A 9,807-nucleotide genomic window follows, 5' to 3' on the forward strand; every position below is an offset into this window, starting at 1 on the left:
ATCGCGCACCATCCACCCCAAAGAGGGGGTATGCGCAGCTCTGTCCACAAATCAATTGCCGCTAAGGCTTTTCGATGCCGGATCCGACGTTTCCGGATTTCCCTTGACGGAATTTCATGGGGCTTCATATCATCCGAATGGGTGGCGATGAGCTGCAGCGGACCGGACGGGGGTGTGGTCGAAGTCATAGTTTGCGCTGCCCGTGAATCCATGGGTTCTTGGCCGAGCGAACCGTCCCGGGGGTCGGTTCGGCATTCGAGCATGCCCTCCAGGGATTTTCCGGCCGCCGGGCGAATGCCCGGATAAATTCTCCGCGGCCGCCTCGGCAATTGCCGGATGAATTCCTTTCCCGCTGCCGCCCGGTCGTCGGCCGCGTCGCGACCACCCATGCCCACCCATGCCCACCCACCCATGCCCGCCGCGCGTGCCCGTCCGCGCGGCGGACTGTCAAGACGTCATCCAACAGGGGGAAAAGCAATGAGTCGGAAAGATCCACCCGAGTCGACCACAAACACGGAGGCAGGCGGTGTGTCGGACTCGGGGTCCTTACCGCTGACGCCGTACCAGTTGGACATGTGGGCCGCCGAGTCCCAGGCTCCGGGCAGCCCGCAGTTCGTCACCGTCGTGTCCCAGAGGTTCGCCGGCAGTATGGACCTCGAACTCCTCCGGCAGTGTGTCATGCGCGCGCTGGAGCGCCACGACACCTTCCGGCTGCGTTTCGGCGAACGCGAGGGGATCCCCTTGCAGTGGCTGGCCGACCACCCCGGAGCGGAGCCGGGGGAATCCTTCGTACGGATTCTTGACTTCTCCCGCGAAAACGACCCGGCCGCGGCCTGCCGGGCCTGGCGCGAGAATACGAAGGCCATTCCGTTCGAGGTATTCGACCGCCCGCTCTTCGAGGCGTCGGTACTCCGGGAGGGCGACAGCGTCCAGTACCTCCACATCAAGTGCCACCACCTCCTCATCGACGGCTGGGCCGTCGACCGCCTCCGCAACGAGATCCTGCGCGACTACGTCCGGCGCAGCCGTGGAGAGCAGCCCCCGGCCCTCGGGCCGGCGCCGTCCGTGCTGGCCGTGGCCCGGGAACGCGCCGCGTACTTCTCCTCTCCGGAGTACGAGAAGGACCGTGCCTTCCACCGCGCCGCCCTCTCCGGCCTGGAGCCGGCCTTCTTCCCCCGCCGCCGCCCGGCGGCGGCCGCGCAGCCGCAGCCGCAGCCGCAGGCTCCGGCGCCCGGCGAGCCCGAAGTGCCCGGCGGGCCCGAAGCGCCGGGCCGTCCCGGCTGCGGCCGGTACCCGCTCACCGTCGAGGCCCGTCTCGTCGAGCGCATCAAGAAGCAGGGCGGATCGCCGTTCGCCTTCCTGCTGGCAGTGCTCGGCGTCTACCTCGCCCGTGTCCACCGGACCGATCATGCCGTGGTCGGCGTGCCGCTGCTCAACCGCCGGACCAAGGCGGAGCTGGCGGTGGTCGGGTCGTACGCCACCACCCACGCGCTGCGGATCGACGTCCCGGACGGCAAGACCTTCGCCGACATCGTCGCCGACGTGCGGGCGGCGGTGGGGGAGCTGCAGGAGCATCAGCGCCTGCCGGCCGGTGAGGTCCTGCGGGACCTCGCCGCCGTCACCGGGACGACCGAGCGCAGGCTCTTCGACGTCACGTTCTCGTACCAGCCCCTGAAGCAGCTGGCCGAGCCGGACGGCGTCGACGTCGCGCCGGCCAGGCACTTCGCGCCGCCGCACGACCGGGAGGCGCTCGCCATCCACCTCATGGTGTTCCCCGGTGCGCAGGACCTGACCATCGATCTCAACTACGCCCTGGACGCCTTCGACGAGGACCTCCCGATCGCCTCGGTGGCCGGGCACCTCGCCGAACTCATCAGGCAGGGGATCGAGCACCCGGAACGCCCCGCCCGGGAGCTGGAGGTGCTCACCGCGGCCGAGCAGGAGGCGCTGTCGCGCCTCACCCGCGGTCCGCGGGTGCCCTACGCCGCCGAGAAGACCCTGCACGGGCTGTTCGAGGAGCGGGCCGCGCGAGTGCCCGACCGGCCCGCGGTGTACGCGGCGGACGGCAGCGTGATCGGCTACGCCGAGCTCGACGCCCGCGCCGACCGGATCGCCCGCGCCCTGCGGGCCCACGGGGTCGGCCCGGACGACCGGGTGGCCGTCCTCATGGAGCGCGGCCCCCGTCAACTGGCCGCCGTCCTCGGCGTGCTGAAGGCGGGCGGCGCCTATGTGCCGGTCGATCCCGGATACCCCGAGCAGCGGATCGCCTACATGCTGGCGGACAGCGGAGCGAAGGCGGTGCTGGTCGACCCGGACGCGGACGTCCCGGCGACGGACGCCCCCGTGCTGCGGGTCGACGACCTTCCGGACGGCCCGGACGCCCCGGACGGCCCGGACGGCCCGGGCGCCCCGCTGGAGCCGGCCGGCGACGGCCGCAGCCTCGCGTACGTCATCTACACCTCCGGCTCGACCGGGCAGCCCAAGGGCGTGATGGTCGAGCACCACTCCGTGGTGAACCGGCTCGCCTGGATGCAGCGGGCCTACCCGATCGGACCGGACGACGTCCTGCTGCAGAAGACACCCGCCTCCTTCGACGTGTCGGTGTGGGAGCTCTTCTGGTGGGGCATCGAGGGCGCCCGGGTCGCCCTCCTGCCGCCGGGCGGGGAGAAGGACCCCCGGGAGATCCTGCGGAGCATCGCCGCGCGCAACGTGAGCGTGCTGCACTTCGTGCCGTCCATGCTGGGCCCCTTCCTCGACCTGCTGGAGGAGGACCCCGGACTGCGCGGCGGCGCACGGTCGTTGCGCCTGGTCTTCTGCAGCGGCGAGGCGCTGCCGCCGGCGCGGGTCGAGCAGTTCCACCGGGTGTTCGGGGAGGACGGGGCACCGGTACTCGTCAACCTGTACGGCCCGACGGAGGCCACCGTCGACGTCTCGGCGTACGAGTGCCCCGGGGCAGCGGCCGGGCCCGTCGCCAGGGTGCCGATCGGGCGCCCCATCGACAACACCGACCTGTACGTCCTGGCCCCCGACGGTTCGCCGCAACCGGTCGGCGTCCCGGGCGAGTTGTGGATCGGCGGCGTCGGCCTCGCCCGCGGCTACCTCGGCCGGCCGGAGCTGACCTGGGAGAAGTTCCGTGCCGAGCCGTCGGTGCCCGGCGGCCGGCTGTACCGGACGGGCGACCTCGCCCGCCGGCTGGCCGACGGCAACCTCGAATACCTCGGCCGGATCGACGACCAGGTCAAGATCCGCGGGAACCGGGTCGAACTCGGGGAGGTCCAGGACGCCCTCTCGCGGCTTCCGGGCGTGCGCGAGGCCGTCGTCGTGGCCCGGACCCGCCCGGACGGCGGGTCCTACCTGGCCGGGTACTACGTCCCCGGCGATCCCGCCCCCGACCCGGCCGCGCTCCGGGAACGACTGGCCGGGGTCCTGCCGAACTTCATGATCCCGTCCCGGCTCGTCCCGCTCGACCGGATCCCGCTGACCCCGAACGGCAAGGCCGACCGGAAGCGGCTCCCCGACCCGGAGGCGGGCCCGGAGCGGCCGGAGGAGGACCGCTCCCCCCGTACCGGGACCGAGGCCGCCCTCGCCGAGATCTGGGCCGAGGTGCTCGGCACCGGGCCGGTCTCCGTCCACGACGACTACTACGCCCTCGGCGGCGACTCGATCCTGATGCTCCGCATCCGGGCGCTGGCCGAGCGGCGCGGCATCCACTTCGCGCTCGACGACCTGGTCTGGCACCCGACGGTGGCGGGACTCGCCACCCGTGCCACCACCGCCGCCGGGACCGGCACCGGCACCGCCCCCGGGACCGGCACCGCCGCCGGGACGGACACCGAACCGGCTCCGTTCGACCTCGTGTCGCGGGTGGACCGGGCACGGCTGGAAGGCGCCGTCGACGCCTTCCCGCTCACCCGGCTGCAGCTCGGCCTCGTCTACCACAGCCGCCAGTACGAGGACTCCGCCGTCTACCGCGATGTGTTCCGGTACCGCCTGGCGATGGCGTGGGACGAGGACCGCTTCCGGCGGGCCTTCGACCGGCTGGCCGCCCGGCACCCCGCGCTGCGCTCCACCTTCGACCTGGGCGGCTGCACGGAGCCGATGCAGGTCGTCCACCCGGGCACCACCGGCGGCCTGGAGGTTGTCGACCTCCGTGGGCGCCGGCCGGAGGAGGCCGACGCGGCGATCTGCGGGCACATCGAGCAACGCCGCTTCCACCGCTACCGGTTCGAGCGGGAGCAGCCTTACCTCTTCCGGGCACACGTGCGGGAGAACGCCGTCGACCTGGTCCTCAGCTTCCACCACGCGCTCCTGGACGGCGGCAGCGTCGCGGGCCTCCTGAGCGAGCTGCTGCAGGACTACCTGCACTCCGCCGGAGCGGACATCGGCCCCGTCCCGCCCGGCCCGCACCCGAGCCCGGCCCACCACGTCCGGGCCGAACGCGCGGCACTCGCCGACCGGGCCGCGCGGGACCACTGGGCGGGCGTGCTCGCCGGCACCGAGCCCCTGCGACTCGACGGCTTCGCCCCGGCCGAGCCGCCCCGCGGGGACGGGGCGGTCACCCACCACACCGTGCTGCCGGCCGAACTGGCCGACCAGGTAAGGGCGTTCTCCCGCCGGCACGCCGTACCCGTGAAGTCGGTGCTCTTCGCGGCGTACTGCCAGTCACTGCAGGTGTTCTCGTCACTCGACGGAACGCTCGTCACCGGACTGATCACTCACGGTCGGCCGGAGCGGGACGGCGCCGACCGCATGAGCGGGCTCTTCCTGAACACCGTCCCGGTGCGGCTGGACGACCGCCGCCGTCCCGACCCGGGCAGCCGCCTGGACGCGGTCCGGGCGCTGTTCCACCAGGAACGCGCCGCCCACGCCCACCGGCACTACCCGCTGAGCGCGATGCAGGAGGACCGCGGTGGCGCACCGGTGCTCCACACCGCCTTCAACTACGTCCACTTCCATGTGCTCTCCGAGGTCCTGAAGCTGCCCGAAGTCCGCCTGGAATCCTTCCTGACCTGGGAGGAGACCAACTTCCAGCTGCTGGTCAACGCCTTCGTCGACCCGGTCGACGGCCGCGTGGGCCTGCGGGTCGACGGCGACGGACGCACCTTCACCCCGGCCCAGGCGGAGCTCTTCACCCGGACGTACGCGGACGTCCTCCAGCGCGTCGTCACGCACCCGGACGAGGCGCCCGGCCACGACTTCCTGCCCGCCGCACCCTCCCGCGCCGTCCACGGCGGCGGCCCGGCGGCCGACGTCGTGGAACTCTTCGGCCGGCGGGCCGCCGAGACCCCGGACGCCGTCGCCGTCTCGGCCGGCAGCGGAACGGAACGGCGGCAGTGGACCTACCGGGAATTGGACGAGGCCACGGACCGGGTGGCCCGGCGGCTGCTCGCGGCCGGTGCCCGGCCCGGCGCCCGGATCGGGATCGCCATGGACCGCTCACCGGAGGCGATCGCCGTGATCCTCGGTGTCGCCAAGGCCGGTGCCGCGGCCGTCCCGCTGGACAGCGGCTACCCGAAGGCCCGGCTCGCCGCCATGCTGGAGCAGGCCCGGCCCTTCCGGGTGGTCGCGGAGCGCTCCCACGCCGGCCTCGTCACCGAGCCCGGCCTGCTCCTCCCGGCGGAGTCGCTGCTCTCGGTGCCGCGGTCCGCCTCCGACGAGGCCGCGACCGCTTCCGACGAGGCCGCGACCGCCTCCGACGAGGCCGCGACCACCGCCGACGAGGCCGCGACCGCCGGGCTGCCGGGCAGCCGCGATCCCGACCGCCTCGCCTACCTGCTGTTCACCTCCGGCTCGACCGGCCGGCCCAAGGGCGTCGCGATGCCGCACCGCTCCCTGGCGAACCTGGTCGACTGGCAGACCCGGCAGAGCAGCGGTGCCGTCGGCGGCGTCACGGCGCAGTACGCGCCGCTCAGCTTCGACGTCTCCTTCCAGGAGATCTACTCGACCCTCTGCTCCGGCGGCACCCTGCGGGTGGTGTCCGAGTCCGAACGCCGGGACATGGCAGCCCTGTTGCGGCTGCTCGACGAGGACGGGGTGGAGCGGATCTTCCTGCCGTACGTCGCCCTCCAGCAGCTCGCCGAGGCCTCGGTCGCCCACGGGCCCGCCCCGCGCCGGCTGCGCGTGGTGGTCTCCTCCGGCGAGCAGCTGAGGGTGACCGACGCGATCCGCCGGTTCCTCGGCAGCCTGCCCGGAGCACTGCTGGAGAACCAGTACGGTCCGACCGAGTCGCACGTGGTCACCAGCCACACGATGACGGGCGATCCGGCCGGCTTCCCCGCCCTCGCCCCGATCGGCCGCCCGATCGACGGCGCCGAGGTCCGGGTCCTGGACGGGCGGGGGCGCCCCGTCCCGGTCGGTGTGCAGGGCGAGATCCACATCTCCGGCGTCTGCCTCGCGGACGGCTACTTCGGCGACCCGGACCTGACCGCCGAACGCTTCGTCCCCCTCCCCCCGGGCACCGGCACCACCCGGCGCGTCGCCTACCGCACCGGCGACCTGGGTTTCGTCCTCCCCGACGGGGCCATCGTGTGCACCGGGCGTTCCGACGCCCAGGTCAAGGTGCGCGGCTACCGGGTCGAACCCGCCGAGACCGAACTGGCCATCGGCCGGGCCGCCTCCCGGCACCCGGCCGTGGACATCACGGAGGCCGCGGTGGTGGCCAGGCGGCAGGCGGCCGGGGAGGTGTCGCTCGTCGCCTTCCTGGTCGGCTCCGCCGAGCGGACCGACCTGCGCAGGCTGCGGGAGGAACTGCACACGGCGCTGCCGTCCTACCTGGTGCCGACGCACTTCGAGTGGCTGCCCCGCCTGCCGCTGACCCCGAGCGGCAAGCGCGACGACCGCGCGCTGCGCACCATGCCCCTCACCCGGTCGGCGCCCCGGAACGCGACCGCGCCGCGCGACGCCCTGGAACGCTCCCTCACGGCCATGATCGGCGAACTGCTCGGCGTCGACGGGGCGGGCGTCGGCGGAGCGGGCGTCGACGGGGTCGGGGTCGGCGTCGGGATCGACGACTCGATCTTCGAGCTGGGCGCCACCTCGATCACCACGATGAGGCTCGTCGTGCTGATCGAGCAGCGCTACGGCGTCACCGTCCCCATCTCCGCCTTCGTCGCCGCGCCCACCGCGGCCGCCCTGGCGGAACTGCTCCGCTCCGGCGGCGGCACGGCGCGCTTCGACCCGCTGGTGCCGATCCGTCCGGGCGGCACCGGGCGGCCGCTGTTCCTCGTCCACCCGATGGGCGGCAACGTGCTGTGCTACGTCCCCTTCGCCCGGCACCTGCCCGAGGACCAGCCGCTGTACGCGTTCCAGGCGGCCGGCGGCGATGCGGGAACCACACCGCTGGACTCGGTACCGGACCTCGCCGCCGGCTACCTCGCCGCCATGCGCAGGGTCCAGCCGGAAGGCCCGTACGCCCTCGGCGGCTGGTCCTTCGGCGGCTTTGTCGCCTTCGAGATGGCCCGTCAGCTCCGGGCAGCGGGGGAGGAGGTCGGCACGGTCGTCCTGTTGGACACGGTCGCGCTCGGACCCGACGCCCGGCGCGCCGCGTACACCGACGACGCGCTCCTCGGCTGGTTCTTCTGGGAGCTGCTGCTGCTGGGACGCGGTGGCGACTCCGAGCGGGTCGACTTCCCCGAGGAACTCGCCACCCTGGAGGAGAAGTTCGCCTTCATCGCCCGCTACGCCGCGGACCTGGGAGTGCTGCCCGCGGACAGCAACGGGGCCCTGGTGCGCCGGCTGTTCGCGATGTACGCGGCGCACTGGCGCTCCACGGTCGCGTACCAGCCCGAGGCCGCGTCCTTCGACGTCACCGTGCTCCGGGCGACCGAGCCGCTGCCGCAGGTGCTCATGCCGATGCACAGCACGGCGGGCTCCCGCCACCAGGACCCGGCCAACGGCTGGCACTCGATGACCACCGGCGCGGTGGACGTCATCGCGGTGCCCGGGGACCACCTCACGCTGATGGAGGAGCCCCATGTGCGGGAGGTGGCCGGGATCGTGGCCGCGCTGGCCCGGACCGGCACCGCCGACCACCGTCCGCCGAGGCCTGTTCCGCCCGGCCCTGCCGTGCCCGGAACTGCCATGCCCGGCCCTGTTCCGCTTGGGCCTGTCGCGTCCGACCCTGTTCCGTCAAGCCGTTTCGCACCCGAAGGAGAGTGACATGACACAGCACACGAGAGCCCGCAGGGCGGTGGTCATCGGAGCGGGGATCGGTGGCCTCGCGGCCGCCGTCGCCCTGCGCCGGGTCGGCGTCGAGGCCGTCGTCTACGAACGCGCCCGCGAGCTGCGGCCCGCCGGGTTCGGCATCTCCGTGATGGCCAACGCGGTGGCCGCGTTACGCGCCCTGGACATCGACCTCGGCCTGGAGAAGCGAGGCGGGACGGTGGAGCGCAGCGATCTCCTGGACTCCGGGGGCCGGCTGCTGCGGTCCCTGCCGTTCAAGGAGGCCGGCGACCGGATCGGCGCCCCGAGCATCGCCATGTACCGGGGCGACCTCCAGTCCGCCCTGCTCGACGCGCTGGGCGACTGCCCGATCGAGCTGGGCGCGACCGCCACGGAGTACGAGGTGACCGGCGACGGCGTCCGGGTCCGCTTCGAGGACGGGCGGGAGGCCACCGGGGACATCCTCATCGGGGCCGACGGCATCAACTCGGCCGTCCGCCGCCAGCGCACCGGCGCCGGCGCGCCCACCGACGGCGGCTTCATCTGCTGGCTGGCCGTGACCCCGTTCGAGCACCCGAAGTTCACCCCGGGGCTCAACGCCCACTACTGGGGCCTCGGGCGCCGCTTCGGCCTCCACGACGTGGGCCACGGCCGCGTCTACTGGTGGGGGACGGCGAACATGTCCGCCGAGTCCGCGCGCAGTTGGGGCGGGGACAAGGCGCAGATCGCCCGCACCTACGCCGGGTGGGCCGACGAGGTGCAGGCCGCGATCCGGGACACCCCCGCCGAGGACATCGTCGCCGTCCCGGCCCAGGACCGCCCGTTCCTCGAACACTGGGGCGAGGGGCCGGTGACCCTGCTCGGGGACGCGGCGCACCCGATGCTGCCGAGCCTCGGCCAGGGCGGCAGCAGCGCGATCGAGGACGCCGTGGTGCTGGCCCAGTGCCTCGGCGCGCTCTCCGACCCGGTGGCCGCGCTGCGCGCCTACGAGGACCTGCGGCGGGAGCGGACCCGGGAGATGGTCGAGGTCTCCCGCCGGTTCGGCGCGCTGGAGCAGCTGGACAAGCCCGTGCTGCGGACGCTGCGCGACGCCTACCTCCGCTTCGCCCCCGAGTCCGTCCTGATGGCCCCCTTCGAGCGGGCCCTCACCCCGAAGCTGTTCACGATCGGAGACCAGTGATGAACCGGCCGACTGCCGACGACGACGCGAAGAGCGTGGTCCTGCGATACCTCCAGGCCCTGCGCGAGAAGGACCTGAACGGGGCCCTGGAGCTGCTCTCCCCGGAGGCGGTCTTCCACATCCCCGGCTCCCACCCGCTGGCGGGGGCCTTCCACGGCACGGCCGAGATCGTCGGCACGTTCATGGCATCGCTGAACGAGCGCCTCGCGCCCGACGCCGGGTACGCGGTCGACGTCAAGCGCGTGATCGCCGAGGGCGACCACGTCGCGGTCGAATGCGTCTCGCGCTCGACGACCAGGAACGGCGAGCCGTACGTCATCGACATCAGCGCGCTCTTCACGGTGGCGGACGGTCGGATCAGCGAGATGCGGGAGTACTTCGACACCCAGTACTTCGCCCGCACGCTGTTCGGCACGGACTGACACTCCCCGCGCCGACACCACGGCGACGGCCCGGTCCCCCCGCGC

Annotated in this window: 3 protein-coding genes; all 3 read left to right on the forward strand. The window is 73.3% G+C overall.

The genetic code is table 11. The annotated features are described in order from the left end of the window. The first annotated feature begins 528 nt into the window (after positions 1 to 528). Genes ACFQ6N_RS25725 through ACFQ6N_RS25735 form a run of 3 tightly spaced genes read left to right on the forward strand, consistent with a single transcriptional unit; the run spans position 529 to position 9,762 of the window. Positions 529 to 8,157 carry an amino acid adenylation domain-containing protein gene (locus tag ACFQ6N_RS25725; RefSeq protein ID WP_380653442.1) on the forward strand — a complete coding sequence of 2,543 codons (7,629 nt, stop codon included), beginning with the start codon at positions 529 to 531 and terminating at the stop codon, positions 8,155 to 8,157. A 1-nt stretch (position 8,158) separates the two neighbouring features. After that, positions 8,159 to 9,340: an FAD-dependent monooxygenase gene (locus ACFQ6N_RS25730; RefSeq protein ID WP_380653445.1), complete on the forward strand. Its 1,182-nt coding sequence runs from the start codon at positions 8,159 to 8,161 to the stop codon at positions 9,338 to 9,340. Further along, positions 9,340 to 9,762 carry a nuclear transport factor 2 family protein gene (locus tag ACFQ6N_RS25735; protein WP_380653448.1) on the forward strand — a complete coding sequence of 141 codons (423 nt, stop codon included), beginning with the start codon at positions 9,340 to 9,342 and terminating at the stop codon, positions 9,760 to 9,762. The genes ACFQ6N_RS25730 and ACFQ6N_RS25735 overlap by 1 nt, the downstream gene beginning before the upstream one ends. The last annotated feature ends 45 nt before the right edge of the window (positions 9,763 to 9,807 follow it).

This window comes from Kitasatospora sp. NPDC056446, assembly GCF_042796115.1.
In the GTDB taxonomy this organism is placed as follows: Bacteria; Actinomycetota; Actinomycetes; order Streptomycetales; family Streptomycetaceae; genus Kitasatospora.